The organism is Sphingopyxis sp. (genome assembly GCF_035998965.1).
Classification (GTDB): Bacteria; Pseudomonadota; Alphaproteobacteria; order Sphingomonadales; family Sphingomonadaceae; genus Sphingopyxis.
The window spans coordinates 68,443-92,938 of the sequence record NZ_DASYHE010000041.1; the positions used below are offsets into that span (position 1 = coordinate 68,443).

Here is a 24,496-nt window from a genome sequence, read left to right on the forward strand (position 1 = left end):
TCAGCCTTTCGGGCCGTCCACGATGCGGATGCCGAGTTCCTTGAGCTGCTTGTCGCTGACCGGCGCCGGGGCGTTCATCATCAGATCCTCGGCCTTCTGGTTCATCGGAAAGACCACCACTTCGCGGATGTTCGGTTCGTCCGCGAGCAGCATCACGATGCGGTCGACACCGGGAGCCGAACCGCCATGCGGCGGCGCGCCATATTTGAAGGCGTTGATCATCCCGCTGAAGTTCGCATCGACATCGGCTTGACTGTAACCCGCGATTTCGAACGCCTTGTACATGATGTCGGGGCGATGGTTGCGGATCGCCCCCGACGACAGTTCGACCCCATTGCAGACGATGTCATATTGCCACGCGAGGATGTCGAGGGGATCTTTGGTTTCGAGCGCCTCGAGCTCCCCCTGCGGCATCGAGAAGGGGTTATGGCTGAAATCGATCTTGCCGGTGTCTTCGTCGGCCTCGAACATCGGGAAATCGACGATCCAGCACATTTCGAACTTGTTCGGGTCGATCAGGTCGAGCTGCTCGGCGACGCGGGTGCGCGCAAAGCCCGCGAGTTTCGCCGCGGTTGCTTCCTTGCCCGCGGCAAAGAACAGCCCGTCGTCGGGACCGATGCCGAGCTCGGCGGCGAGCGCGTCCATCTTTTCCGGACCATGGTTCTTGGCGATCGGGCCGCCCCATTCGCCGCCCTTGCGCGTCGCATAGCCGAGTCCGGCGAAGCCCTCGCCCTGCGCCCAGCTGTTCATGTCATCAAAGAACTTGCGGCTCTTCTCGGCTGTGTTCGGGGCCGGGATCGCCCGCACGACGTCGCCCGCCGCGACGATGTCGGCGAAGCGGCCGAAGCCCGAACCGATGAAGTGCGAAGAGACGTCGGTGATGATCAGCGGGTTCCGCAGATCCGGCTTGTCATTGCCGTACTTCAGCATCGACTCGCGATACGGAATGCGCGGGAACGAGCCCGCCGGGGTCACCGACTTGCCGTTGGCAAATTCCTCGAACACGCCAGCGAGGACGGGCTCGATCGCGTTGAAGACGTCGTCCTGGGTGACGAAGCTCATTTCGAAGTCGAGCTGGTAGAATTCACCAGGCGAGCGGTCGGCGCGCGCATCTTCATCACGGAAACAGGGCGCGATCTGGAAATAGCGATCGAAGCCCGCGACCATCAGCAACTGCTTGAACATCTGCGGCGCCTGCGGCAGCGCATAGAATTTGCCGGGGTGGACACGGCTCGGCACCAGATAATCGCGCGCGCCCTCGGGCGACGAAGCGGTCAGGATCGGGGTCTGATATTCGGTGAAACCCTGAGCGACCATACGGCGGCGCAAGGACGCGATCACGTTCGAGCGCAGCATGATGTTGGCGTGGAGGCGCTCGCGGCGCAGGTCGAGGAAGCGGTATTTCAGGCGAATATCCTCGGGATAATCCTGCTCGCCGGCGACCGGCATCGGGAGTTCGATTGCCGCCGACTGAACGGTGACGTCGCGCGCGCGCACTTCGATTTCGCCCGTCGGCAGGTTGGCGTTGACCGTTTCGGTCGAGCGGGCGACGACATCCCCGGTGATCGTCACCACGCTTTCGGCGCGCAGGCCGTCAAGGATCGCGAACGCCGGATCGCTGCTGTCGGCGACGATTTGCGTCAGGCCATAATGGTCGCGCAAATCGACAAACAGCAGCCCGCCATGATCGCGCTTGCGATGCACCCAGCCCGAGACGCGGACCGACTGGCCGACCTGTTCGGCGCGAAGCTGGCCGCAATTATGGGTGCGATAGGCGTGCATTTGATTGTCTTTCAATGTCTGGGAGCGCAGGAAAACATGCGCCGATATGGCCGCGCCTAAGGCAGCGCGGCGGTCCATTTGTCAAGGATGAAGGCCAAATCAACACGTCAGTCCCAACCCGTCGAGCACCGCGCTGCCGAACAGCGCCCGGTGCGCCGGATCGGGCAGCAGCCGGTCGCGCGCCGCGCGCCAGCGGCGGAAATCCTCACCATAATCGGCAGCGACACGCGCCGCGTCGAGGCGGCAGCTTTTGGCCCAGTGGCGCGTGAAGGCGATCCCCTCGGCATCGAGCCGCTCGACGACGCGCGCATAAGCGTCGGCGGTGCGCGCACTGCGAGGACCATCGAAATCGATCACCGCATTGTGCGGGAAACGCGCGGGCGCCAGCAGCCCTTCGGCGCGCGCCATGAAGCGCACGGTGACGACGGTCGACCCGCCGTGGCGCGCATAAACGGCGCAGATCAGCTCGAACGCGCGCGCCAGATCAGCGCGGTCGATCGTCACCGACGCATTGAACAGATCGGCCAGCGGGCGGTGCGTGTCGAGCCCCTCCCCCCAGCTGCCGTACACCGGCGGCGCATCGACATCGGGGCCGCTGGCATAGCCCTGTTTCATCGCAAATTGCAGCAGCGCGCCGCGCGCCCACGGATAATCGTCGAGCAACCGTCCGAGCAGGCTGAGCGCGTCATAGCCCGCGCCCAGCTGCCCCGGCGTGGCGCGCGGATATTCATCGCGCCATGGCTTGCGATAGAGGAAGCGCAGCATCGCGGGACGCTTGAATGGTTTATAGGGATTGACGATCATCTGGACAAAATCGGGCTCCTGATCGAGCGCATAGGCCGCCGAAAAGCGGCGAAAGTCCCCCGCTGCCAGCCAGTCGAGTGCGGCGCGATCGACCTTGCGCAGATTCTGGATCGGACGGACCAGGAATTTCGGTACGCTGTCGACAACCAGCGCCGTAACGACACCAAGCGCGCCGACCGGCAACTGCGCCGCGGCAAACACCTCGTCGTCGCGGAGCAAGACGGAGCCCGTGGCGGCAACAAAGGCATCGCTCATCAGCCCGGAAGCGGGCTCGATCCAGTGGACACCGGCGGGCGTCACGATCTGCACCGCGCGAATATGATCCTGAATACCGCCGCTGGCTATCATCGAGCCGTGGGTGCCCGTCGCCGCGGCCCCAGCAAAGGTCTGGCCATTTCCCGCGCCGCTGGTCCACAGCGAGCGCCCTTGCGCCTCCAACTTGTCCGACACTTCATCGACCAGCGCCCCTGCCTCGACCAGCATCAGCCCGCTGGCGTCAATGCCGGGACGCACATCGGCGGCATCGATACGGAAACATCGGTTGTAACGCCGGGTGTGGAGCAGCCAGCATTGCGAAGCGATATTGACGTTCGACGGCGACCAGCCCGCGCCGAGCGGACGGACGCGTCGCTTTGCCGCAGCGGCTTCGACCAGCCAGTCCCGCACCGACTTCGCGGCAATCGCGATCTCGTCGCGCCCGCGCGGCGCATCGCCGCTGCGCAGCGCAAAGCGCGTCGCCGCTTCGCACGTGCCGGTGCCGTGGTAATTGGTCCACCGTCCTTCTTCGCCGATTCGTACCAGCGGCATCAGGCGTCTCCCAGCGGCAGGATACCCGCGTGGGCGCGCCACGCTACGGTGACCGGGCGCAGAAAGCCGAAGGTGGCGATCGCGATCAGCATCTGGCGGCGAGTCGCGAAGACGCGGACATCGCACAGGCCGTGGTCGGATTCGGGCGTGACAAACGGCTGCGCCGCTTGCGCTGCAAAGCCCCAACCTTTCAGCGCCACGACCATCGATTCTTCGTCGAGCGGCCGCGGATTGGCGATCGAGACGAAAATGTCCGCTTGCCCCGCCGCATATTGCCCGACGAGCAGCGCAAAACCGAGCGCTGCGAGCGCCCAACCGATCCACATCATGCCCCAAACCCCTTCGTTTTCCCCTGACCGGTATTCCGGTTCCGCGACCCGAAGAGCGCGGGCAATTTTTCCTGCCCGTTCCTTTCAACTAGCTGTATAGGCGCGCTATGCAAGTCCATCCGTTGATAGAAACCAACGCCGCGCTCGCCGCTTTCTGCGACCTAATTCGGAACAGCGATTTCATCGCCGTCGATACCGAATTCATGCGCGAAAACACCTTCTGGCCAGAACTGTGCCTGATCCAGGTGGCCGACCGCGAACATGCCGCGGCGATCGATCCGCTGGCGCCGGGCATGGACCTGAAGCCGCTACTCGACCTGCTCGTTGATAATGAGGATATGCTGAAAGTCTTTCACGCGGGCGGGCAGGATGTCGAAATCATCTTCAACCTGACCGGCAAGACCCCGCATCCGATATTCGACACCCAGATCGGCCAGATGGCGATCGGTCAGGCTGAACAGGTGGGCTATTCGAACCTGGTCGAGGCGTGGATCGGGCTGCAACTCGACAAGGGTGCCCGCTTCACCGACTGGAGCCGCCGCCCGCTCGACAAGCGCCAGATCGACTATGCGGTCGGCGACGTGACCCATTTGGCCAAGATTTTCCCGATGATGCTCGACAAGCTGGTGAAGACCGGGCGCGGTCATTGGCTGGACGAGGAAATGGAAAAGCTGGCCGATCCGTCGAATTACAACCTCGATCCCGAAAACGCCTGGCACCGGATCAAGATCCCGTCGCGCAAACCCGACGTGCTGGGCCGCTTGAAGGCGCTGGCAGCGTGGCGCGAGCGCGAGGCGCGGTCAAAAAACCTGCCGCGCGGGCGCATTGTGAAGGACGAGACACTTGCCGACCTCGCCGCGCATCCGCCCAAGGATCAGGATGGCCTGGGCCGCGTCCGCGGTCTGTCGGCGACCTGGCGCAGCAACGACATCGGCGGGCGGTTGATGGACGCGATTGCCAATGCCAAACCGCTGGACAAAGACGACATGCCCGACCGCGCCCCGCGCGGCCCCGGGCTGGGCAAAGAAGGCGCGCTGGTCGCCGACCTGTTGAAGCTCCTACTGAAAATTCGCGCCCGCGAACTCAACGTCGCATCGCGCCTGATCGCACGCAGCGATGAACTGGAGGCGCTGGCGGCCGGTGGGCGTGAGGGCATCGCGATGTTGCAGGGCTGGCGCTACGATGTGTTCGGCTTTGCCGCGCTCAATCTGGTCGAAGGCCGGATGGGCTTTGCCGTCAAACACGGCAAGCTGGTGATGAGCGAGATCGACGCGGCGACGGCCAGCGCGGATTAGGCGTTTTTAGAAGATCGTTTCGCTACCCCAATCCGTTTGTGCTGAGCTTGTCGAAGCATCGCTCTTTCTTGGCTACGTCGAAGAAAAGAACGGCCCTTCGACAGGCTCAGGGCGAACGGTTCAGATATTACGCGCCACGATCTAAAGCATCACCAACTCAGGCTTCGTCTCCAGCGCCTGCGCCAGCGAGCGCAGGCGGCGCTCAACCGATTCGCCCGCCAGATGATGCCACCCATGATCCAGACTGAGCCGCAGCTTGCCGTCAATCAGCGCGATATGGCTGGCCTTCAGCGGCGCCTCGACCCCGCCGGTTAGCCGCTGCGCCAGCCGGATTGCCAGCCCCCATTGGCGCGCCCGCGCCAGCCGCTCCGCGCTGACCAGCGGCCCCATGTCCGGGAAATCGCTGTCGGCGCCGCCAAAGCCCGCGTGCAGCGCGCGCGCGAGCAGGATGCGGCCTGGAATATCGATACCGCGCCAGTTGCCGTGCAATCCGATCTCGGTGCCGCGTTCAGCGCGAAAATCAGGATTGGCCGACCAGGCGACGTCGCTGAGCAGGCTGGCGGCGAGCCGGACGCGGCTGTCCGCAGGCGCCTCACCCGTAAACAATGGCGCGATCCATTCGGTGATCGCGCGGCCGTGCGGCGCGAAGCGCGCGAGGCGGCGACCCTCGAATTCGGCAGCAACGATCAGCGGATCCTGCGCGCGTGTTTCCGCATCGAGCGCCTGATAAAGCAGGCCTTCGCGCAGCCCCGACGACGACACGGTCATTTCGGGAACATTGAGGATGTTAACGAGCGCCGCGAGCAATGCCGCCGCATCGGGCAAGGCAGCGGCGCGGTTCGACGCCATGCCGGGGATCGCGCGCAATTCTTCGAAAGTCAGCCGGTTGGTGGCGCGGACGAGCCGCCGCAGCGCCGCGCGCGGCAGGCTGTGCTGATCAAGCACCGCGAGCGGATCCTGCGTCAGTTCCAGATCAAGGCGGGACAGCGCACGCCACGATCCGCCGACCAGATAGAGCGGCAGCCCTGTCATCCCGTCGGGCCAGCCCGCTGTACGCAGCATCTTGCGCACCGCGCGCTCGAATGCCTGCTGTCCTTCCTGGCGCAGCGCCGGCAGGCGTAGCACGCCGAGAGGGAAGGACGCGCGGCGTCCGACCTGACCGTTTGCCACCTCCGCCAGTTCCAGGCTGCCGCCGCCGAGGTCGACCGCAATGCCATGGGCATCGGGGATCGCCGACAGCACACCGTACCCGGCAGCTTCCGCCTCTTCTTCGCCTGACAAAAGGCGGATTTTCAAACCAGCTTCCGCTGCGGCGGCGATAAACTCGGGGCCGTTTTCCGCGTCGCGCACCGCCGCGGTAGCGACGCATTGCAGGTTTTTGACCTCCATATGTTTGGCTAGCAGCGCGTAGCGGCGCAGCGCCATCAGCCCGCGCATCGCGTCCTCGCTGGCGATCCGGCCATCAATTGCAAGCCCGCGGCCCAATCCGGCTGCGACCTTTTCATTGAAGATCACCGCGGGCGCGCGCGCCGGTCCTTCATAAACGACGAGGCGGACCGAGTTCGATCCGATGTCGATGACGGCAGAGCGATGGACCGCCTGTTTTGAAGTTCGCAGCAAGCCCAAGGCGTCAATCATCGCGCATGTCGAAGGCGAGGGTCGGGACATCCTGGCGCTTGTGGAGCGCCGTCCCGCGACCCGACAACGACGGGTTGTTCATGAAATAATGGTGCAAGTTAAAAGGTTTATCGCCCGAACTTGTCCGGATATAAGTGCCGTCGGATTGCAGCACCCAGCTTTGTTCATTGTCGATCAGGTTCGCAACCAGCACTTGATCCAGAATCTGGTCGTGCACAGTCGGATTTTCGATCGGGATCATATATTCGACGCGGCGATCGAAATTGCGCGGCATCCAGTCGGCGCTGCTTATGTACAGCTTGGCGCGCTGATGCGGGAGCGACGCGCCGTTGGCGAAGGCCCATACGCGGCTATGCTCCAGGAATCGCCCAACCACCGATTTGACGCGGATCGTTTCCGACAGGCCGGAGACGTCGGGACGCAGGCAGCAGATGCCCCGCACGATCAGCTCGACCGGCACGCCCGCAACGCTCGCCTCATATAATTTGTCGATGATGTCGGGATCGACCAGGCTGTTCATTTTCGCCCACACACCCGACGGCTGCCCCGCCTTGGCCGCAACGATTTCGGCGTCGATCAGGTCGCACAGATGCGCGCGCATGTTGAGCGGCGACATGGTGATCATGTCGAGCCGTTCGGGCTCAACATAGCCGGTGATATAGTTGAACAGCTGCGCCGCATCGCGCCCGGCACGCGGATCGGCAGTGAAGAAGCTGAGATCGGTATAGATGCGCGCGGTGACCGGGTGGTAATTGCCGGTGCCGAAGTGGCAATAGGTGCGATAGCCCTGCCCTTCACGGCGTACGACCATCGAAATCTTGGCGTGCGTCTTCCACTCGATAAAGCCATAAACGACCTGCACCCCGGCGCGTTCGAGCTGGTTCGCCCAGAGCAGATTCTGCTCCTCGTCGAAGCGCGCCTTCAGCTCGACCACCGCGGTTACCGACTTGCCCGCCTCGGCCGCCTCGATCAGCGCGCGGATGACGGGCGACTGGTCGCCGGCGCGGTAGAGCGTCTGCTTGATCGCGACGACATCGGGATCAGCCGCTGCCTGACGCAGGAAGGCGAGGACGACCTCGAAACTTTCGTAAGGATGGTGGACCAATATGTCCTTGCTGCGGATCGCCGCAAAACAGTCGCCGCCATGTTCGCGAATGCGTTCGGGGAAACGCGCCGAATAAGCAGGGAATTTCAGGTCGGGACGATCGACATCGACCAGCGCCGACAGCGCCGCGAGCCCGACGAAGCCGCCGATCTTGGCAACAATCGCCTCATGCCCCTGAATATCGGCATTGAGCACTTCGGCAATCTCGCCGGGCATGTCGGCTTCGAGTTCGAGCAGGATGACGCGGCCGCGGCGGCGGCGGCGGATCGCGGTGCGAAACAGGCGCACCAGATCTTCCGCCTCTTCTTCAAGTTCGATATCGCTGTCGCGAATGATGCGAAACACGCCGAGCGAGCGGATGGTGAAGCCAGGAAACAGCAGATCGCCGAAAATCTCGATCAGATATTCGATCGGCACAAAGGCCTGCGCCTGCCCCGGCACCGCGACAAAACGCGGCAGTGCCGCTGGGATCAGGACCAGTTCGCGCACCGTCTCGCCCGTTGCCTTGCGCTGCAAGTCGAAAATAATTCCCAGTCCGCGATTGGGAATGAAGGGAAAGGGATGCGCCGGATCGAGAACCTGCGGGGTCAGGATCGGAAAAATCTGGTCGATGAAATACTGGCGCAGCGCCGCGCGCAGCGGCTCTCGATCTGAGCCGGTGCCGTGGACGACGATGCCCTGTTCGGCGAGCAATTTGTGGAGACGCTGCCACTCGCTCTGTTGCTGATCGACCAGCCGGTTCACCTCGGCCTCAATCTCGGCCAGCTGCTGGCTGGGCGAGCGGCCGTCGGCGGAGGGATCGTCGATCCCCTGCAACTGCTGGCCCTTCAAGCCCGCGACGCGGACCATGAAAAATTCGTCGAGGTTGCTGCCCGAAATAGACAGGAAGCGGAGGCGTTCGAGCAAGGGATGCGCGGTGTTGCGCGCCTCCTCCATGACCCGTCGGTTGAATGCCAGCCAGCTGAGTTCCCGGTTGAAAAAGCGTTCGGGGCCGAGGGACGGGAGCCTGGACGTCGCCTCGTTATCGGCGCGAAGGGGCTGTCCGGAGAGCGTCATACGTCATGGTCCTGTCGTTCAAGCAGATCGGGATCGATCAGCCCCTGTGACAGTAATGTTTCACGCGTAAGACGGATGCCGACGCGCCGCCCCTGTTCGAGCGAGGCGGCGTCGAGCGCCGCGACGATGCGGTGGAGCATCGCATAGCTGCGCTCCATCCGCGGCACGATATAGGCGGCAACTTCGGGCGCCAGCGCAACACCGCGCTGCGCGAACAGCGTCTCGATCAGGTCGCGGGCCAGGCAGTCGTCGGGCTCGGCGATCGTGAGGACCGGCACCGCGCGCAGTCGCGACGCCAGATCGGGCAATGCAATGCCCCATTCGGACGGCGGCGCGTCGGCGATGATCAGCAGCGGGATGTTCGACGATTGCGCGGCGTTCCAGGCGTGAAAAATCTCTTCTTCGGAGACGCTGTCATGCCCGTCGATCACCCGCCCGCCGGTTTCGGCAGCAAACAGCCGTCCGATCAGGCTGCGCCCCGATCCGCGCGGCCCGGTGAGTATCGCGGTCCGCACCGGCCAGGTCGCGACATGGCGCAGATAGCGGATTGCATCAGCATTGCTGGTCCCGATAACCAATGGAGCGTCGTTGCTGCCTCCGGCGCTCCAGTCGAGCGGCAGTGCGATCTGGCTGGTGGTCCGTGCCATCAGCGGCTGATCCGCAGCGTGCTGCCGCCCTCCTGCACCTTGTAACCCCGCGCCACGAGCGCCGCGCTGAGCGCCGCGATGTCGCCGCGGAAGGTCACGCGCATCACCGATGTGCCGCCGAGCGCGAGACTGGTGGTCGATGCCGACTGGACGCCCGCGATGCCGCCAACGGCGCGTTCGGTCGCAGTGACCGATTCGACGTCGGGCGAGCTGTACTGGACGGTGAAGCTCTGCACGCCCGCGGAGGCCGTGATCGGAACGCTGCTGTCGGTTTCGCTGGGCAGCACATCCTCGTCGGTGGCTGCGATCTCTTCGGGCAGGTCTTCGCGTTCGACGGGCTTTTCCAGAACAAGATATGTATCGGTTTTCAGCACGCCCGCCGCCAAGGCGTCGATATAGATACGGTCCATCCGCGCAACCGCCTTTTCCATCATGTCGGGCAGCGCCGCGGGGCTGGGGCCGGTCATCGTGAAGCTGGAGATCAGCTTGTTGTCGGGGCCGAAGCGCGCGGTGAAATGACCCCTGATCGGCCCGCCGGGATAGCTGTACTCGACCCGCGCGATCGGCGTCAGCACGTCGGCGGCGCCATATTGGTCGAGAATGACCCGCCACCACACGCGGCTGCGGCGCCCGGTCTGGCCCGCATTGAGCAGCAAGGTGTCCGCGCCAGTACCCGCGGTACGGACATAGTCGATCGCGCTTTGCCCGGTGTTATATTCGGCCCAGGCGCGCTGCCACGCGCTGCGCTGTTCGAACACCTGCGGAATACCGTCGATCGAATAGACGGGGATGACGAGCAGCGGCGGTGAGCGCAGCGTCCGGCCGCTGACCCCCAAAATCTGTCCGGCACGAACGCGGTCGAACTGAACACCGAGGCGCGCGACATAGCGGCGCGGGCCGATCTGTTCCTGTTCGACGACGATCGCTGTGACGATGCCGTCGAGCACCGAATCGCCGAGCGCGGGGCCGTCGCTGCCGTTGAGCTTGCGATAGAGCTGGGTCCAGCCTTTGCGCTGCGCCTCGCGCCAGCCTTTGGTTCGTGCGTCGTCGGCATTGTCGCCGGTGACATCGACCATAATGCCGCTGGCGAGAAAATCGCCGCTGCTGTTAATCGGGGTGATGCCGCGATTGCCGCGGGTTATCTGGCCATCAACGACGCCGACGAGGAGGATCGCAAAGAATAAGCCGAACAGCACGAGCCAGCGCCGGTCGCGAGACGCCAAGGAGCGCAGGGAAAAGCTCGGGGCGATGCGGGGAAAGGCAGCCGAAATCATATCTTCTCTATGCTCTGCCCAAAAGCTCGATGCCGGACAAGGAAATCGTGGCATTTCGTGGCCAGAGTCGTTAGTCGCGCTGGCCATGGATTCCAAGCACAACCAACCCGGCTCCTACACTTATGCGCAGGCCGGCGTATCGATCGAGACCGGCAATGCGCTGGTCCGTGCCATCGCCCCGCTCGCCCGTGCGACGCGCCGCCCCGGCGCCGACGCCGACCTCGGCGGTTTCGGCGGTTTTTTCGACCTGAAGGCGGCGGGATTCAAGGATCCTCTGCTCGTCGCCGCGAACGATGGCGTTGGTACAAAGCTTAAATTGGCGATCGAATCGGGTCGTCATGACGGGGTCGGGATCGACCTAGTCGCGATGTGCGTCAACGACCTGATCGTGCAGGGCGCCGAGCCGCTGTTTTTCCTCGATTATTACGCGACAGCGAAGCTCGATAACGACGTCGCCACGCAAGTGGTCGCGAGCATTGCCGAGGGTTGCAAACAGGCCGGTTGCGCGCTGATCGGCGGCGAAACCGCCGAAATGCCGGGGATGTATTCGGAAGGCGATTATGACCTTGCGGGTTTCTGTGTCGGCGCTGTGGAGCGCGATCAGGTACTGACCGCCGACAAGGTCGCGGCGGGCGACGTCATTCTCGGCCTCGCTTCGTCGGGCGTGCATTCGAACGGCTTCTCGCTCGTGCGGCGGCTGGCGGCGGACAAGGGGTGGAAACTCGATCGCCCGGCGCTGTTCGACCAGACTATCCTGCTGATCGACGCGCTGATGGCGCCGACGCGCATCTATGTAAAAAGCCTGCTCCCGCTGGTGAAGACCGGCAAGATCCACGCGCTGGCGCATATCACCGGCGGCGGGCTGCTCGAAAATATCCCGCGCATCTTGCCGAAAACGCTGCACGCTTTTGTCGATGCCGATGCGTGGGAGCAGCCGCGGCTGATGGCGTTTTTGCAGGCGCAGGGCAATATCGAGCCCGAGGAAATGGCGCGCACGTTCAATTGCGGGATCGGGATGGCGGTTGTTGTGGCCGAGGGCGATGTTGCCGATGTGACGGAGGCGCTCGAAGCGGCGGGTGAGACGGTGTATCGGATCGGCCATATCGCGGCGGGCGCCAAGGGCTGCACCGTGACCGGCAGCGCAGAGACGTGGAGCGCGATGGGCGCGTGGAGCGCGACGCATGGGGCGTGAAATCCTCCCCGGAACGGGGAGGTGGCAGCCCGCAGGGCTGACGGAGGGGTCGAAACCTCTCGTCATGATGCACCGTCCCGACCCCTCCACCACCCTTCGGGCGGTCCCCCTCCCCGTTCCGGGGAGGAACAAGTGAAAGCCAAGGTCGCGGTCCTGATCTCCGGCGCTGGGACCAATATGGCGGCGCTGCTCTACGCCGCGAAAGCCGCCGATTGTCCCTATGAACTGGTGCTCGTCGCCAGCAACAATCCCGACGCGCCGGGTCTCGCCATCGCCGAAGCCGAGGGCGTCGCGACGTGGGCGCGCACGCACAAGGGGATGGACCGCGACGCGTTCGACGCGCTGGTCGATGCCGAACTCCGTGCGGCCAAAGCCGATTTCGTCGCGCTCGCGGGCTATATGCGGATCCTGAGCGACGATTTCGTCGCAAAATGGCAGGGCAAGATGCTCAACATCCACCCCAGCCTGCTGCCGCTGTACAAGGGACTCGACACCCATCAGCGGGCAATCGACGCGGGCGACCGGTTTGGCGGGTGCAGCGTCCATATCGTCACCCCCGGGGTCGATGACGGCCCGGTGCTGGCGCAAACGCCCGTTGCCATCCTGCCCGGCGATACCGTCGAAACGCTGAGCGCGCGGGTGCGGATTGCCGAGCATCAGCTGTATCCCGCAACACTCGCGGCGTTCGTCACGCGCGAACGCAGCCCCGACTATCTGCTGGGCCGTGTCCGCGATCTCGCGATGGCGCTGCCCGAAGCCGACGAGGTCACCTCGCACGGCATGCCCTGCTTCGGCATCGTGAAGGGAAAGAAATTCGCCTATTTCACCCAGGATCACCACGGCGACGGAAAGATCGCGCTGCTGGTCAAGATCAGCGGCGCCGACGAACAGGCGGCGCTGATCGAGATGGACGAAGACCGCTATTACCGCCCCGCCTATTTCGGCGATGGCTGGGTCGGTATCCGGCTCGACTTGGGCGATACCGACTGGGATGCGATCGGCGAATGGCTGCGCAAGAGCTGGCTGGCGGTGGCGCCAAAGAAGTTGGCGGGGCTGATGGGCGCGGCTGACGACTTCTAGCACCAATATCCCGGGCCGGTCCGTCGGTAGCCATAGTCGGCGTACCAGTGCTTATCGGTGATTGAGCACGCCTCATGACGATCTAGGGTCAGCCTTCTCTCAACGGTGAAAGCCTCCCCGTCCATGCGCATCGCGTTTGCCCCCATCATGATGCTCGCGGCGCTGCAGAGCGCCCCAGCACAGGCTGGTGAATGGGCGATGATCGACAGCGTCGAAACGAAGGGCGATCGGTCGATCTATTTTGCCGACTATAGCGATGTCGCGTTGCGCACTGATGTATCGCTGACCGGTGTTCCCGTTCCAGGGAAGCCGCCACAGCAGGACGATCTGCCGCCGGCGCCGTTCGAGAATACCGAAGTGGCCTTTGTCGAGGTGATGCAAGTATTCGAATCGGCCTTGAAACCGCGGTACAGCAATTATCGCGTCGCCGCCGATTGCGCGCGGCACCGGATGCAGATCGTGACAGTCGATTCGATTTTCCGCGACCATCGAAAGGAGTATTCTCGCCAGGGAACCGGCTGGTTCGACGTGCCACCGGACGGATGGCTGAGCCGCGTGAACACCATTGCCTGCGACCGCCAGGCAATCGTTGCCGCGACGGAAAAGGCCGCCCGCGACAAATCCTATGATCCGATGGTCGATCTCGGGCTGTTGCCCATCGGCAATTTCGCCTTGTCGTCACCGCTCGAAGAGCTGACCTGGTCGACCTTCTGGACGGATGCCACCCCACCGCCGCTCCGGCAGCAATCGGAGGAAGAAATACGCGCGGTGAAGCAGAGGGTCGACGAGATGCTCGTTATTCTGAGAGGCCAGCTCGACGGCTATATTGCGATGGGCGAGTTGGCCTTGGCGGACCAGACCGGCGAACGCGATTTCATGGCGCGCATTCGTCCGAATTTCAGGGGCAAGACGCGGTTGCAGCAGGCGATCTTCGGCAGCATGGCGGGCTGGACGGAGGCCGAAGTCATCAAATTCTGGGGCCGCCCGGCTGCCGTGCGCCAGGTCGGCACAACCAAGGCGTTCGATTATGAATCGAGCTATGATACGCGCCAGCTTATCGTTCAGCAGCTGAAAACCGGCAACGTCGAATATGAGGTTGGTGATTTTGAATATTGCGCGCTGACGCTGTTCATGGCGCCGGGCGGGTCGAAGCCAGGCCTCCGGCTGGTCGATTTCGCGATCAGCGGCGACAATTGTCGGCGGGCGACGCTGAACCAGATCGGACGCTAGGTACGAAAAAGGCCCGCGAAGCAGTCCGCGGGCCTTTCGCTTGACGTGAGGTGCCGGATGCTTAGCCGACGATTTCTTCGGGCTTGAAGAAATAGGCGATCTCGATCGCCGCATTTTCGTCGCTGTCGCTGCCGTGCACGGTGTTCGCCTCGATGCTTTCGGCCAGTTCCTTGCGGATCGTGCCCGGCGCTGCGTCCTTGGGGTTGGTGGCACCCATGATGTCGCGATTGCGCTGCATGGCGTCTTCGCCTTCCAGCACCTGGACGACGACCGGGCCGCTGATCATGAAATCGACGAGTTCGCCGAAGAAGGGGCGTTCCTTGTGGACCGCGTAAAAGCCTTCGGCCTGTTCGCGGCTCATGTGGATGCGCTTCGAGGCGACGACGCGCAGACCGGCGTCTTCCAGCATCTTGGTGACGGCGCCGGTCAGGTTGCGGCGCGTGGCGTCGGGCTTGATAATCGAAAAGGTGCGAGTGACCGCCATGGGGGAAGCTCCTGCTTTGTTATGGTTTGCGATGCGCGCGCCTCTAGCCGCGCTTTTGCTGCACTGCAAGGCGGGAGCGTGGGCTAGCGCTGCGGCCGGTCAGCTGCCGCTGCCGTATGTGATCGTCCCAATAACCTGCGCGTCTTGTTGCGTCGCGGTGATCTGAACGCCCGTTTTGGTATCGCCGGGTTTTTCGGCGCCAATGATCGCGGTATCGCCGGACTTGATTTCGCTCGTCACCTTCATGCCCGCGGCCTCCGCCTGTTTGCGGAAATGGGCGATCACGTCGGCGGCCTTCGCGTTCACTTCGAAGCTGGCCATGCCGCCGGTGCCGTCGGTGCCGCTGGCGGCGAAACCGCCGGTCAGCTTCGAGCCGGGATAGGCAGTGAAGCCCGCGGGGAGTTTGGCATTTGCGGCGCCGCCGCCGAACTGCATCTCGCCATCGTCCGTTTTGATTGTAACATTGCTCATCTCGCCATCGTCGCTGGCGGTGACTTTATAGTCGGCGGTCTTGCCGGTTTCGGGGTCGGTGTAGGTGCCGCTGGCGACTTCGGATTCCGATTTGGAACCGCAGGCGGACAGCAGCAGCGCGCTGGCCGCCAAGGCGATGAAGGAAATTCTGGTCATGATGGGCTCCTGTTGCTGGTCATCATCGTCCATGCCACCGCGGTAAGCCTTGTGCGGTGACGTCAGTCACACTCACGGCCCCTCCGACCAGCGGCCGCGATCGTTCTGTTTCCAGAAATGGGTTTCGACGTCTTCGGCGGCGCTCAGCTTGCGCCAGGTTGCGCGGGCGTCGTCAATACGACTGTTGTCGAAGAGCAGGAAGGTGCGCTCGAACCCCAAAGCTTCGTCGCGCCATTCGCCATCGGCGAGCGCGACCAGTCGGGCGCGATTGGGTGGCGCAGCGTCGAGCGTTCCCGAGATCAGGATCGGCTCGATCTCCTCATCGGGCGAACCCGCGGCGCCGTGCGGCAAAAAGCTCGCAGGGGTGAGCGTCCACAGCGCTTCGTCGATCGCCTGCCGCTGCATGGCCGGGGCGGCGACGATCAGCAGGCGGTCGCCCGCGCTCAGGATACGCGTCGCGATGGCGGGGAGCACCCGTTCGACGGGGTCGCGGGTCAGCCGGTAAAAGTCGACGCGCGCCATGCTCCCCTGCCCTTAACCTTCGTGATTTTCGGCGATGTAGCGATCGAGCAGGCGGACGCCATAGCCGGTCGCGCCCTTGGCATAGACTGCGCCGTCCTTGTCGGCCCATGCCACACCCGCGATGTCGAGATGCGCCCAGGCGACGCCCTCGTCGACATAGCGTTTCAGGAACTGCGCCGCGGTGATCGAGCCGCCTTCACGCGGGCCGATATTCTTCATGTCGGCGATCGGGCTGTCGATCAGCTTGTCGTAGGCGGCCGAGAGCGGGAAGCGCCACAGCTTGTTGTTGCTGGTCTCGCCCGCCGCGATCAGCTGGGTCGCTAGGCTTTCGTCATTGGCGAAAATGCCCGCATATTCATGGCCGAGCGAGATCACCATCGCGCCGGTCAGGGTCGCAAGGTCGACGATGACCTTGGGCGAATACATCTTCTGCGCCCAGGTGATCGCGTCGCACAGCACCAGCCGCCCCTCGGCATCGGTGTTGAGCACCTCGACCGTCTGGCCCGACATGGTGGTGACGATGTCGCCGGGGCGCATCGCATTGCCGTCGGGCATATTTTCGACGAGGCCGACGACGCCGACGACGTTCGCCTTCGCCTTGCGCCCGGCGATCGCCTTCATCGCGCCCGCGACGGCACCCGCGCCGCCCATGTCCCATTTCATCATGTCCATGCCGGGGCCGGGCTTCAGGCTGATGCCGCCGGTGTCGAATGTCACACCCTTGCCGATGAACACCACCGGCTTGTCGCCGTCTTTGCCGCCGTTCCAGCGCATCGCGAGCAGCCGCGGCGGTCGCGTCGAGCCCTGCGCGACGCCGAGCAGCGCGCCCATGCCGAGCGCCTTCATCTGCCGTTCGTCGAGCACTTCGAGCTCGACGCCAAGGTCAGCCAGATGCTGGCAGCGTTCGACGAAGCTTTCGGGATAGAGGATGTTCGGCGGCTCGGCGACGAGAGTCTGGGTCAGTGCGACGCCGTCGGCGATGGCTTCATTTACGGCCCAGCGCATCGACAGGTCGCGGTGCGGCGACGCAATGGTCAGCGTCTTGAGGGTGGGCTTGGCGTTATCGGCGAGCCGGGTGCGATAGGTGTCGATGCGCCAGTTGCGCAGCTTTGCCCCCATTGCGAACGCCAGCACATCCTCTTCCTCGACCGCGCCCGCGCTCGCGAAATCGACATGGACCGCAGACGCGCCGCTGGTTTGCAGCCGTCCGGTCAGCGCGCCGCCCGCGCGTTCAAGGTCATGCACTGTGCCTTCGCCGATCCCGACCAGCAGCAAACGGAGGACACGGCCGCCATCGACCGCCGCGGTTTCGGCAATCCCGCCCGCCGCGCCCTCAAAGCGCGCCTGCGCGGCAGCGCCGCTGAGCAGCTCGCCATGCGGTTCGCCCAGCGCCTGGACAAAGGCGTTCAGTTCGCCTTTGCGGACCGGAAACGCGACGACGTCGGCAGACGCATCGATTTGCGCGACAAAGTGAATGTCCATTCGGTAACTCTCTCATGCGATGATTGATTGCAGCGTGCGGGACCGATAGGGGTTTCGCTTGCGAGTTGCAAAAACAAAGCAGCCGGTCCAACCCGGGCGGACGCGATCGATAAGTGGGACAAAGTGATTAAATGAGCTGGGCTTTGTTCCGACAGACGCGCCGTGCGCAGCCGCTGTGGCTGGTCACCGCGAGCAGCATCGCCCTGCTCGCCAGCCCCGTCGCGGCGCAGCAGGCCGCCGAATCACCGCCAGCCCAGGACGTCTCGGGCGAGCCCGACCTGCAAACGCCTGATATTGCACCGGTCACGACCGACGCGCCCGCGGTCGCCGCCGAGGATCAGGTGGGCTTTGCCGCCGACAACCTCAATTACGACAGCGAAACCGAAGTTGTCGTGGCCGAGGGCAATGTCGCGATGAACCGCGAAGCAATTTCGATGCGCGCCGACAAGGTGACGTGGAACCGCAAGACCGGCCAGGTTTTCGCGGAAGGCAATGTCGCGATCAAAAATCCCGAAGGCGACACCGCCTATGGCGACCGCATCGAACTGACCGACAGTTTGCGCGACGGGGTGGTCGAAAACCTGCTCGTCGTCCTCGACAATGGCTCGCGGCTCGCCGCGATCAAGGGAACGCGATTCGAGAATGGCAATATCGAGCTGGAGAACGCCGCCTACACCGCCTGCCCGGTCGAGGATGCCGACGGCTGTCCCAAAAACCCGAGCTGGCAGATCCGCGCCGTTCGCGTCACCTATGACCGGGCGAAGAACAAGATCCGCTACAAAGGCGCGCGGGTCGAGATTTTCGGCCTGCCGCTGATCCCGCTGCCCGGGCTTAGTCACCCGGCGAACAGCGAAGCGGGCAGCGGCATTTTGGTGCCCGAAATCCGGCTCGACCGCAGCAACGGCTTTGAAATCGCGGTGCCCTATTATCTGCGCCTCGCGCCTGACCGCGATATCACGATCACCCCGCATCTCTACACCGGCGCAGCGCCGATGCTGGAGGGCGAGTTCCGCGCGCTCACCGACATCGGTTCGTTCCGCATCAATGGCTATGCGACCTATGGTTCGCTGGTACCATTGACCGGCGAAGACCCCGACAGCCGCAAACGCTTCCGCGGCTATCTGGAAAGCGCCGGCAAGTTCCAGTTCGATCCGCGCTGGAGCTTTAGCTATTCGGGCCGCATCGCGACCGACCGGACGTTCATGCGCCGCTATGACATCAGCCGCGACGACCGGCTGCGCTCGACCTTCGAGCTGGAGCGGATCGGCGGCAACAGCTACCTGTCGATCGCCGGCTGGGCGACGCAGACGCTGCGCCGCAACGACGAACAGGGGCAGCAGCCGATCGCGCTGCCGATCATCGATTATCGCCAGCGCTTCGCCGATCCGGTACTTGGCGGCCAGGTCGAGTTGCAGCTCAACACGCTGGCGATCGGTCGCACCGCGGGTCAGGATACGCAGCGCGCCTTTGCCGGCGCACGTTGGGATTTGCACGGGCTGACCCGGCTGGGGCAAGAGGTTACGCTGACCGCGCTGGTGCGCGGCGACGTCTATCACAGCGACGAGAATCTGCTCACCGCAATCCCGGGGTATCGCGGCAAGTCGGGTTGGCAGGCACGCGGCATTGCTGCGGTCGCCGCCGATATGCGCTGGCCGTTCGTTGGCGAATTTGCCGGTGGCACTCAGACTTTGACCCCCCGCGTCCAGCTGGTCGCCACGCCGCCGCTCAAGAACCTCGACATCCCGAACGAGGATTCGCGCGCGTTTGATCTGGAAGACAGCAATCTGTTCGCGATCAACCGCTTCAACGGGTACGATCGGTTCGAGGATGGCGCGCGCATCACCTATGGCGTCGAATGGAACTACAGCCGCCCCGGTTTCAATATCAGCAGCAGCGTCGGCCAAAGCTATCGCCTGTCGGACAAGCCCGCGCTGTTCCCCGACGGCACTGGATTGACCAGCCGCACGTCGGACATCGTCGGGCGAACGACGATTGCCTATCGCGATTTCCTGCGCCTGACCCACCGCTACCGGCTCGACAAGGACAACTTCGCGATCCGTCGCAACGAATTCGACGCGACGATTGGTAGCCGTTCAACCTATGCCGTGCTGGGCTATTCGCGGCTTAACCGTGACATCCTGTTGCTCGGAGAGGAGCTGCAGGACCGCGAAGAAGCGCGCGTCGGCGGGCGGATCAAGGTGGCGCAATACTGGTCGGTCTTTGGCTCGGCCATTGTCGACCTGACCGAACGGAGCGACGATCCGCTCAGCACCGCCGACGGATTCGAACCGATTCGCCATCGTCTCGGCTTGGCCTATGACGATGATTGCCTGTCGATTGCGCTGACGTGGCGCCGCGACTATGCCGACACCGGTGATGCGCGGCGTGGTAACAGTTTCTCCTTCCGTGTCGCCTTCCGTAATCTGGGGTTCTGAACGAATCGCTCAGACTAGGTTCAGCGTCAGCGGCGTAGAAGCACGCTTCAAACAAGCCCGGATGGCGGATTGCGCTGGACCATCGGGCGTATCCGCTGATACGGAGCGTGCGGACTTTCTCGAATAGGGTAAAGATGACCAAATTTTCGACCATGATCGGCCTGATCGCCGTGGCCGCTGCCGGGATGACGCCGGTGCTGGCACAGACCGTCGGCGACGACGAAGTGCCGACGACCAGCCTTAACATTCCGGGCAATGTTCAGATTTTCGGCGATGCAAAGCGCAACGTCTATCGCCCCTCTGCGACGGTAAACGGCGAGATCATCACCGCGACGGATATCGAGCAGCGCATGTCGCTGATCCGGATCGCAAACAACAATGTCGAGCTGCCACCGGAAGAATTGCAGCGGTTACGCCAGCAGGTCTTCAGCAATCTGATCGACGAAAAGTTGCAGATTCAAGAGGCCAAGGCCGCCGACATCACGATCGACGAAAATGTCGTGAACGATCAGTTCGCCCGCCTCGCGCTCCGCTTCAAGCAGACGCCCGAACAATTTTCGGCCTATCTGGTTTCGAAAGGATCGTCCGCGGCGGCGGTGAAGCAGCAGATCCGCGGCGAATTCGCCTGGGATCGGCTGCTGTCGCGCAACATTCAATCGACGACGAACGTGTCCACCGACGAAGTGGAATCGGTGGTTCAGCGGATGAATGATTCCAAGGGGCAGGACGAATTTCATCTGGGTGAAATCTATCTGTCGGCGCCGCCCGAAAATGTCGCAGCGGTCACCGAAAACGCCCAGAAAATCATTCAGGCGCTCCAGGCGGGCGGCAGCTTTGCCGCTTATGCGCGTCAGTTTTCAGAAGCATCGACCGCGGTGGTTGGGGGCGATCTGGGCTGGGTAAAACCCGGCCAGCTGCCGACATCGATGGCCGAAGCGGCGGTCCAGATGCAGCCCGGCCAGTTGGTCGGCCCCATTCAGGTTCCGGGCGGCGTATCGATCATGCTGATGATCGACCGGCGCCAGGTGCTGACCGCCGATCCGCGCGATGCGATCCTCAGCCTCAAGCAAATATCGCTCGATTTCCCGGCCGGAACGACGCAGGCCCGGGCATCGGAAATGGCCGGTCAGTTCTCCGAAGCGACGCGCAACATTGCTGGTTGCGGCGCGGCCGATGCGGTCGCGGCGCGGCTTGGCGCCAATGTGGTATCGCGGGACAATGTCGAAATGCGGGCCCTGCCTGCTCCCTTGCAGAATACGCTGATCAATTTGCAGATCGGTCAAACCACCCAGCCCTTTGGCGCGGTGAACGAGGGTATCAGCGTTCTGGTCCTGTGCGGCCGCGACATGCCGCAGACGGCAACGGCGCCGAACCTTGAACAGATCGAGGCGCGCCTGCTCGAAGAAAAGGTCAACAAGCGGGCTCAACGTTATCTGCGTGACCTGCGCCGGGATGCCGTGATCGAATATAGCTAATGTCTTTTGCCAATCTTCGACAACCGATCGCCGTCACCCTGGGTGACCCGGCCGGTGTCGGACCCGAAGTCACCGCACACGCGTGGGCGGCGCGGCGTGAAAACAACTTGCCCCCCTTTGTCGCAATCGGCGACGCCGCGACGATCGCCGCGGTTTGGGACGGGCCGATCGCTCGGGTCGGCGACATGGACGAGGTCCAGCGGGCCTTCGACGACGCCTTGCCCGTCTGGCATCTGGAGGACAGCGGGCCGCTGATCCCCGGCACACCCACCGCCGCGGGCGCCACCTGCGCGCTCCATGCCCTCGAAACCGGGATCGGGCTGACGCGCAATCAGGCGAGTTCGGCGCTGGTCACCGGATCGGTGTCGAAATTTGCGCTCCACGGCATCGGTTATACCCATCCCGGCCAGACTGAATTCATCGCCGAACGCTGCGGCGTGACAGCGACCAATGCCGTGATGATGCTGGCGGGGCCGTCGCTCCGCGTCGTTCCGCTGACCGTCCATATTCCGCTGATGGAAGTGTCCGATCGGCTGACGGTCGAGCTGATAGTCGCCAAGGCACGCATCGTGGCGCGCGGGTTGAAACGCGATTTCGGTATCGAAAACCCGCGCATCGCGCTCGCGGGCCTCAATCCCCATGCCGGTGAAAGCGGCCAGCTTGGCAGCGAAGAGGAGCGGATCATGGCCCCCGCGGTCGCCCAGCTCGCCGAGGACGGTATCATCGTCGATGGTCCGCTCGCCGCCGACAGCCTGTTCGCGCCGGCCGTTCGCGCCCGCTATGACGCCTTGCTCTGCGCCTATCACGATCAGGCGCTGACGCCGTTCAAGGCGCTGCATTTCCATGACGGGGTCAATCTGACCCTCGGCCTGCCGATCATCCGCACCTCACCCGACCATGGCACGGCGTTCAACATCGCGGGTCGCGGCGTTGCAGACCCCGGCCCGACCATCGCTGCGATCGCCATGGCCGCCCAGCTGGCGATCGCGCGCGAGCGCAACTGCGCGCCAGCCAAGTGAGCGCCCGCCCCGCGCCCCACCTGCCGCCGCTACGCGAAACCGTGCGCACGCATGGATTGCAGGCGAGCAAGGCGCTGGGCCAGAATTTCCTGTTCGACGAACAACTGCTCGATCGCATCGCCGCGATCCCGGGCGATCTCGACGGCGCGACGGTGTTCGAGGTCGGCCCCGGTCCCGGCGGGCTGACCCGCGCGCTGCTCCGCGCCGGGGCAAAGGTGATCGCGGTCGAGCGCGACGATCGCTGCCTGCCGTTGCTGGCAGAATTGAGCGGCGCGTTTCCGGGCCAGCTGACGGTGATTGCCGACGACGCGATGGCGGTCGACGTCGATGCGCTGACCGGCGGCGCGCCCTATCATATCGTCGCCAACCTGCCCTATAATGTGGGCACCGCCCTTTTCACGCGCTGGCTGGAGCCCGCAGCATGGCCGCCGCGCTGGCTGTCGCTGACGCTCATGTTCCAGCAGGAGGTTGCCGAACGCATCGTCGCGCCGGTCGGCAGCAACGCCTATGGGCGGCTCGCGGTGCTGGCACAGTGGCGCGCAACCGCGAAAATCGCGATGAAAGTCCACCGCTCGGCCTTCACCCCGCCGCCCAAGGTGATGTCGGCAATTGTCCATGTCGTGCCGGCCGAGCAGCCCGACGGCGTCAATCCGAAACTGCTGTCGAAACTGACCGAGAAGGGGTTCGGCCAGCGGCGCAAGATGCTGCGCCAGAGCTTGAAGGGCTTGGAGGGCGCGGTCGCCGCGGCGGAGGCGCTAGGCATCGACCCAACGCGTAGGGCCGAGACGGTCAGCGTTCCCGAATGGGTGGCGCTGGCGCGGGCGTTGGGAAACTAGCGGCAGCAAACGACCGGTCACGGACATTGCCGCCAAAACCGCGTTCTTACTTGGTCTCCGGCTTTGGACGATGTTCGGTAAGCTGAAGGAAAAAACCTTTCGCTCTTCTCCTTTCGGTCAAAGGCCAATCACCAGGACTCAAAGACCAATCACCGACGCTCGCGTATTTCTCCGCAGTTTTCACCAGCTGATCATAAAACGCGCTCATCACTTTGACATCTTCCAGATGAAAATTGTCCTTTTCAAGAATGTCAGAAAATAGGCAAAACTCGGCTTCCCGGCAGATCACTTCTATTATGTCGTCACCTTCGTAATCATTCAGGACTTCATCGAACACCACATCGCGCGCGCGGTTGGGATCATCGATGTCCAACCGCAGTAGTGACAAAAGATCGCTCAGCCTTTCTCCCACGATATCGCCAAGGTCGCGTCGCTCCAATTGAACTCCAATCTTTTACACCCACTAGTATGCAACAGATAACTCGCGTTCGAAACTGGACGCCCCCGCGAAGACAGGCAGGCAAAGAATAAACGAGGGGTCGGCAAAAAGGGGTGGCGTCCGCTCTCCAACCCAATACCGACATCGCCGACAAATAGGTCTTTCCTACATTATCCGGCTGTGCCAGCGTCGATTCGCTTACTTCATTTGGCGACAAGCGGCCACTTGTCGGCGGTCAGCGTTTTTCGGCTCGCATGCAGCGGCATCCAGCCCAGCGAGGGTGCAAATTGCAGCGCGCACAGGGCTGACCTTTCCTGAACTTTGGATCCTCACGCATAGCGCAATGTCGGGCGTCCGCTAACGGCCCCAAAGCAGCCTTTGGCCGCAGCCTAATTCTTGCTCGCGGAACCAACCGTCGCGACCACCGGCTTCGGTACCAACGCCTCAGCCGCCACAACGCGCTTCGATGCGCTTGACGAGATCGTCTTTTCGAGCGCCGCAACTTGTGGGCATTTGTCGGCGCAGACGCGCTGCGCTTCGGCCAGCTTTTCGCGCGCCAGTTCCAGTGCGCCCTTGTCGGCCAGCGCTTCGCCCTGCCCGGTCAGTGCGACGATGTCGTTCGGTTCGAGCACCAGGGCCTCGCGGTACAGGCCGATCGCCTTGCCCGGCAGCCCCTGCGCGCGGGCGACCTGCGCCAGTGCGATAATCGCCGAGCGGTTGCGCGGGTCGGCCGCCAGAGCCGATTCATAGAAATCCACCGCTTGGTCCAGATCGCCGGCTTCCTGGGCCATCTGGCCTTGCTGCTGGAGCGCGATCGAACGCGGGAAAATGTCGTTGTCGGCGCGCTGGGCATCGGATGCCGTGGGCAGGCTGGCCAAAATCAGACCGGCAGACAGAGCCAGAAAACTGACGCGCATCGCATTCTCCCATCGCTTCAT

Annotated in this window: 21 protein-coding genes; 8 read left to right on the plus strand and 13 right to left on the minus strand. The window is 63.7% G+C overall.

All coding sequences use genetic code 11. The features are described from left to right. From aspS to VGN68_RS07070, 3 genes are all read right to left on the minus strand, one after another. Positions 1-1,782: an aspartate--tRNA ligase gene (gene aspS / locus VGN68_RS07060; protein ID WP_327475172.1), complete on the minus strand. Its 1,782-nt coding sequence runs from the start codon at positions 1,780-1,782 to the stop codon at positions 1-3. 99 nt (positions 1,783-1,881) lie between these two features. Continuing rightward, positions 1,882-3,393 carry an FAD-binding protein gene (locus VGN68_RS07065; protein WP_327475174.1) on the minus strand — a complete coding sequence of 504 codons (1,512 nt, stop codon included), beginning with the start codon at positions 3,391-3,393 and terminating at the stop codon, positions 1,882-1,884. Further along, positions 3,393-3,722 carry a hypothetical protein gene (locus tag VGN68_RS07070; RefSeq protein ID WP_327475176.1) on the minus strand — a complete coding sequence of 110 codons (330 nt, stop codon included), beginning with the start codon at positions 3,720-3,722 and terminating at the stop codon, positions 3,393-3,395. The genes VGN68_RS07065 and VGN68_RS07070 overlap by 1 nt, the downstream gene beginning before the upstream one ends. A gap of 107 nt (positions 3,723-3,829) precedes the next feature. Between VGN68_RS07070 and rnd the strand changes: the two genes are divergently transcribed. Further along, complete coding sequence (gene rnd / locus VGN68_RS07075; protein WP_327475178.1) at positions 3,830-5,017, plus strand: ribonuclease D; 1,188 nt, start codon at positions 3,830-3,832, stop codon at positions 5,015-5,017. A gap of 141 nt (positions 5,018-5,158) precedes the next feature. On the opposite strand, the gene VGN68_RS07080 is transcribed toward rnd, so the two are convergent. Genes VGN68_RS07080 through VGN68_RS07095 form a run of 4 tightly spaced genes read right to left on the minus strand, consistent with a single transcriptional unit; the run spans position 5,159 to position 10,737 of the window. Beyond that, positions 5,159-6,655, minus strand: a complete 1,497-nt coding sequence (locus VGN68_RS07080; RefSeq protein ID WP_327475180.1) for a Ppx/GppA family phosphatase — start codon at positions 6,653-6,655, stop codon at positions 5,159-5,161. Continuing rightward, the gene (locus VGN68_RS07085; protein ID WP_327475182.1) at positions 6,648-8,816 is read right to left on the minus strand and encodes an RNA degradosome polyphosphate kinase; all 2,169 of its coding nucleotides are present in this window, start codon (positions 8,814-8,816) and stop codon (positions 6,648-6,650) included. Before VGN68_RS07085 ends, VGN68_RS07080 begins: the two co-directional genes overlap by 8 nt. Further along, positions 8,813-9,463 (minus strand): HdaA/DnaA family protein, encoded by a 651-nt coding sequence (locus VGN68_RS07090; protein ID WP_327475184.1) that lies wholly within the window; start codon positions 9,461-9,463, stop codon positions 8,813-8,815. The genes VGN68_RS07085 and VGN68_RS07090 overlap by 4 nt, the downstream gene beginning before the upstream one ends. Further along, on the minus strand, positions 9,463-10,737 hold the full coding sequence (locus tag VGN68_RS07095) for a heavy-metal-associated domain-containing protein (protein ID WP_327475186.1): 1,275 nt from the start codon (positions 10,735-10,737) through the stop codon (positions 9,463-9,465). Before VGN68_RS07095 ends, VGN68_RS07090 begins: the two co-directional genes overlap by 1 nt. An 85-nt stretch (positions 10,738-10,822) precedes the next feature. Here VGN68_RS07095 and purM point away from each other — a divergent pair, with 85 nt between their 5' ends. The 3 genes from purM (at position 10,823) to VGN68_RS07110 (ending at position 14,239) form a co-directional block, all read left to right on the plus strand. Continuing rightward, a complete protein-coding gene (gene purM / locus VGN68_RS07100; RefSeq protein WP_327475188.1) occupies positions 10,823-11,929 on the plus strand; it encodes a phosphoribosylformylglycinamidine cyclo-ligase in 1,107 nt (368 codons plus the stop codon). Positions 11,930-12,061: 132 nt separating this feature from the next. Further along, on the plus strand, positions 12,062-13,009 hold the full coding sequence (purN, locus tag VGN68_RS07105) for a phosphoribosylglycinamide formyltransferase (protein ID WP_327475190.1): 948 nt from the start codon (positions 12,062-12,064) through the stop codon (positions 13,007-13,009). A gap of 123 nt (positions 13,010-13,132) precedes the next feature. Further along, on the plus strand, positions 13,133-14,239 hold the full coding sequence (locus tag VGN68_RS07110; RefSeq protein WP_327475192.1) for a hypothetical protein: 1,107 nt from the start codon (positions 13,133-13,135) through the stop codon (positions 14,237-14,239). Between the two features lie 61 nt (positions 14,240-14,300). Here the strand turns inward: VGN68_RS07110 and ndk are convergent, their stop codons facing one another. The 4 genes from ndk to VGN68_RS07130 form a co-directional block, all read right to left on the minus strand. Continuing rightward, complete coding sequence (gene ndk / locus VGN68_RS07115; RefSeq protein WP_137869411.1) at positions 14,301-14,723, minus strand: nucleoside-diphosphate kinase; 423 nt, start codon at positions 14,721-14,723, stop codon at positions 14,301-14,303. A gap of 99 nt (positions 14,724-14,822) precedes the next feature. Then, positions 14,823-15,350 (minus strand): hypothetical protein, encoded by a 528-nt coding sequence (locus VGN68_RS07120; protein WP_327475196.1) that lies wholly within the window; start codon positions 15,348-15,350, stop codon positions 14,823-14,825. A gap of 72 nt (positions 15,351-15,422) precedes the next feature. Continuing rightward, positions 15,423-15,872, minus strand: coding sequence for a DNA polymerase III subunit chi (locus VGN68_RS07125; RefSeq protein ID WP_327475198.1), 450 nt, complete (start codon positions 15,870-15,872; stop codon positions 15,423-15,425). A gap of 12 nt (positions 15,873-15,884) precedes the next feature. Next, positions 15,885-17,354, minus strand: a complete 1,470-nt coding sequence (locus VGN68_RS07130; RefSeq protein WP_327475200.1) for a leucyl aminopeptidase — start codon at positions 17,352-17,354, stop codon at positions 15,885-15,887. Positions 17,355-17,485: 131 nt separating this feature from the next. Here VGN68_RS07130 and VGN68_RS07135 point away from each other — a divergent pair, with 131 nt between their 5' ends. The 4 genes from VGN68_RS07135 to rsmA all read left to right on the plus strand — a co-directional run bounded on the left by VGN68_RS07135 (position 17,486) and on the right by rsmA (position 23,119). Next, positions 17,486-19,789 (plus strand): LPS-assembly protein LptD, encoded by a 2,304-nt coding sequence (locus VGN68_RS07135; RefSeq protein WP_327475202.1) that lies wholly within the window; start codon positions 17,486-17,488, stop codon positions 19,787-19,789. A gap of 134 nt (positions 19,790-19,923) precedes the next feature. Next, positions 19,924-21,264, plus strand: a complete 1,341-nt coding sequence (locus VGN68_RS07140; protein WP_327475204.1) for a peptidylprolyl isomerase — start codon at positions 19,924-19,926, stop codon at positions 21,262-21,264. Further along, on the plus strand, positions 21,264-22,283 hold the full coding sequence (gene pdxA, locus VGN68_RS07145) for a 4-hydroxythreonine-4-phosphate dehydrogenase PdxA (protein ID WP_327475206.1): 1,020 nt from the start codon (positions 21,264-21,266) through the stop codon (positions 22,281-22,283). Before VGN68_RS07140 ends, pdxA begins: the two co-directional genes overlap by 1 nt. 20 nt (positions 22,284-22,303) lie before the next feature. Next, positions 22,304-23,119: a 16S rRNA (adenine(1518)-N(6)/adenine(1519)-N(6))-dimethyltransferase RsmA gene (rsmA, locus tag VGN68_RS07150; RefSeq protein ID WP_414713025.1), complete on the plus strand. Its 816-nt coding sequence runs from the start codon at positions 22,304-22,306 to the stop codon at positions 23,117-23,119. 46 nt (positions 23,120-23,165) lie between these two features. Here rsmA and VGN68_RS07155 read toward each other — a convergent pair whose 3' ends face one another. Beyond that, entirely contained in the window at positions 23,166-23,558 is a 393-nt protein-coding gene (locus VGN68_RS07155; protein ID WP_327475210.1) for a hypothetical protein, read from the minus strand. Between the two features lie 389 nt (positions 23,559-23,947). Beyond that, positions 23,948-24,496 carry a tetratricopeptide repeat protein gene (locus tag VGN68_RS07160; protein ID WP_327475212.1) on the minus strand — a complete coding sequence of 183 codons (549 nt, stop codon included), beginning with the start codon at positions 24,494-24,496 and terminating at the stop codon, positions 23,948-23,950.

Excerpts from the sequence above, each read along its gene's own strand:
- VGN68_RS07095 (WP_327475186.1), bottom strand. The coding sequence starts at position 10,737 with ATGATTTCGGCTGCCTTTCCCCGCATCGCCCCGAGCTTTTCCCTGCGC.
- VGN68_RS07070 (WP_327475176.1), bottom strand. The coding sequence starts at position 3,722 with ATGATGTGGATCGGTTGGGCGCTCGCAGCGCTCGGTTTTGCGCTGCTC.
- rnd (WP_327475178.1), top strand. The coding sequence starts at position 3,830 with ATGCAAGTCCATCCGTTGATAGAAACCAACGCCGCGCTCGCCGCTTTC.
- VGN68_RS07140 (WP_327475204.1), top strand. The coding sequence starts at position 19,924 with ATGACCAAATTTTCGACCATGATCGGCCTGATCGCCGTGGCCGCTGCC.
- VGN68_RS07110 (WP_327475192.1), top strand. The coding sequence starts at position 13,133 with ATGCGCATCGCGTTTGCCCCCATCATGATGCTCGCGGCGCTGCAGAGC.
- aspS (WP_327475172.1), bottom strand. The coding sequence starts at position 1,782 with ATGCACGCCTATCGCACCCATAATTGCGGCCAGCTTCGCGCCGAACAG.
- VGN68_RS07125 (WP_327475198.1), bottom strand. The coding sequence starts at position 15,872 with ATGGCGCGCGTCGACTTTTACCGGCTGACCCGCGACCCCGTCGAACGG.
- VGN68_RS07130 (WP_327475200.1), bottom strand. The coding sequence starts at position 17,354 with ATGGACATTCACTTTGTCGCGCAAATCGATGCGTCTGCCGACGTCGTC.
- VGN68_RS07090 (WP_327475184.1), bottom strand. The coding sequence starts at position 9,463 with ATGGCACGGACCACCAGCCAGATCGCACTGCCGCTCGACTGGAGCGCC.
- VGN68_RS07135 (WP_327475202.1), top strand. The coding sequence starts at position 17,486 with ATGAGCTGGGCTTTGTTCCGACAGACGCGCCGTGCGCAGCCGCTGTGG.
- ndk (WP_137869411.1), bottom strand. The coding sequence starts at position 14,723 with ATGGCGGTCACTCGCACCTTTTCGATTATCAAGCCCGACGCCACGCGC.
- VGN68_RS07080 (WP_327475180.1), bottom strand. The coding sequence starts at position 6,655 with ATGATTGACGCCTTGGGCTTGCTGCGAACTTCAAAACAGGCGGTCCAT.
- VGN68_RS07085 (WP_327475182.1), bottom strand. The coding sequence starts at position 8,816 with ATGACGCTCTCCGGACAGCCCCTTCGCGCCGATAACGAGGCGACGTCC.
- VGN68_RS07160 (WP_327475212.1), bottom strand. The coding sequence starts at position 24,496 with ATGAAGCGATGGGAGAATGCGATGCGCGTCAGTTTTCTGGCTCTGTCT.
- purM (WP_327475188.1), top strand. The coding sequence starts at position 10,823 with ATGGATTCCAAGCACAACCAACCCGGCTCCTACACTTATGCGCAGGCC.
- VGN68_RS07065 (WP_327475174.1), bottom strand. The coding sequence starts at position 3,393 with ATGCCGCTGGTACGAATCGGCGAAGAAGGACGGTGGACCAATTACCAC.
- pdxA (WP_327475206.1), top strand. The coding sequence starts at position 21,264 with ATGTCTTTTGCCAATCTTCGACAACCGATCGCCGTCACCCTGGGTGAC.
- VGN68_RS07120 (WP_327475196.1), bottom strand. The coding sequence starts at position 15,350 with ATGACCAGAATTTCCTTCATCGCCTTGGCGGCCAGCGCGCTGCTGCTG.